This window comes from Mesobacillus sp. (genome assembly GCF_049588175.1).
In the GTDB taxonomy this organism is placed as follows: domain Bacteria; phylum Bacillota; class Bacilli; order Bacillales; family Cytobacillaceae; genus Mesobacillus.
This window is the reverse complement of record NZ_JBAVFI010000274.1, coordinates 1-1736: the sequence shown is the minus strand read 5'-3', so window position 1 is coordinate 1736 and position 1736 is coordinate 1. Positions and strand designations below refer to the sequence as shown.

Genomic DNA, 1736 nt, shown 5'->3' with positions numbered 1-1736 from the left:
CTTTATAGTAACTGTTTTTAACTAAAATATTTGGGCCCAGGCACGAAACAGCTGGGCAATGGCAGCTTAGCTCTTTTGAAAGTTCGGATGCCTGCCACTTATCAAATGCCTCTTGCAGGTTAGTAGTTTGAACATTACCAAGTGGCGGTGTATCGCCAAAATCAGTAACGATCACATCACCATTAAATATATTAACATTCAAACGGGAACGGCCGTCTGGATCATTGCGGACTGTTACATTTTTACTGTTATACAGTCGTTCCAGAAGGCTTAGGTCGTCTGGGTTATGGCTGCATGCATAGAATGGCAGAGTGCCGAATAACATCCATACATGTTCATCACGGACATCGAGCAGGTGATGGATGGCTGACCTGATTTCCTCAAGTGTTAACACTTCCAAATTGCTTGCAAAATCGCTAGGGTACATTGGGTGTACCTCATGCCTTTGACAGAGCATTTCTTTGACGATTTGATTATGTATTTTTTCTAAATGTGGCAATGTCCGTTTGTTTAACATTGTTTCTGCAGATACCATTACTCCTGCTTTTACTAACTCTCTGCTGTTTTCTATCATTCTATCAAAATATTTTTCTCGCTGTTGATAATCTGGCTTTTTCTCCATACGGGCGAATCCGCCCTCGACAAAATCATCGACTGTACCCCAGTTATGTGAAATATGCAATACGTCAAGATAGGGAACGATTAACTCATAACGAGTTAAATCCACAGTAAGATTTGAATTTATTTGTGTACGGACACCTCGTTCATGAGCATACTTTAAAATTGGAACTACATAATCTTTTACTGAAGTAAGCGAGAGCATCGGTTCTCCACCTGTAATACTCAAGGATCTTAATTTTGGAATTTCCTCTAGCCTTTGAAGAAGCAATTCTAAAGGAAGTGCTGCCGGATCCTTTGGTTGAAGGGTGTATCCTACCGCACAATGCTCACAGCGCATATTACAAAGAGTCGTTGTAGTGAATTCAATATTAGTGAGCTGAGGTTTGCCATATTGTTCAATATCCATGTAGGCTTCCCAGGGGTCATATTGAGGGGTGATCTTTTTTATGGATGACATGATTAACTCCTTAGTATCAGTATTCGAAAAACCATTCTATTATATCTGTTTTGGGGTGATCTTTGCTATTCTCTATAAGGTATTTTGAATTGAAGGATTTAATGTACTTTACATACAAAAGTTAATAGTTCATTACCGGTGCTATGGACAACTTGTTTCGGTTCATAGAACCATAATCCAAAGGTACTATTTATTTAATTACAGACACCCATCAAAGTAAAGTTCAGAAAAATATGATATAATTAATTTAGTAACAGGTCATAATACCAACTTATTAATTAGCGAACAAACGCTTTAACGCATCACCGCCTCGGGGGTCTGACCCCCAACGAGTTAATGCGTTAAATTGATGGAGGGGCTATTTTGTTAACGAATCATTTGGATTTTCGTCTGGAACCTAGGATTATGGAGCTTTATGAGGAGCATAAGCTGCGGGCTGAGAAGATTGACTGGGGTTATCATGAGTTTTTGCCGTGGGACAAGGGTATGGATTTTAGGAGAGTGCCATGGAATGAAAGTCAGGTAACATTGCCTGCGCCAGTGATCACAGCGATTGAAACAGCACTTCTAACCGAGGTGAATCTTCCTTGGTTTACATCGTACTTAGATCAGACTTTTAAAGGTTCTTTGACAGTCATCAAGGATTTTGTCCATACGT

General features: G+C 39.6%; 1 protein-coding gene and 1 pseudogene. One reads left to right on the top strand and one right to left on the bottom strand.

Going from position 1 to position 1736, the window contains the following annotated elements:
- Nucleotides 1-1078 (bottom strand): radical SAM/CxCxxxxC motif protein YfkAB (gene yfkAB, locus WB217_RS06730; protein WP_423991838.1); only part of this gene is annotated, 1078 nt, incomplete at its 3' end.
- Nucleotides 1079-1441: 363 nt separating this feature from the next.
- On the opposite strand from yfkAB, the pseudogene WB217_RS06725 reads away from it, so the two are divergent.
- Nucleotides 1442-1736: pseudogene (locus WB217_RS06725) on the top strand (acyl-ACP desaturase); the annotation flags it as partial.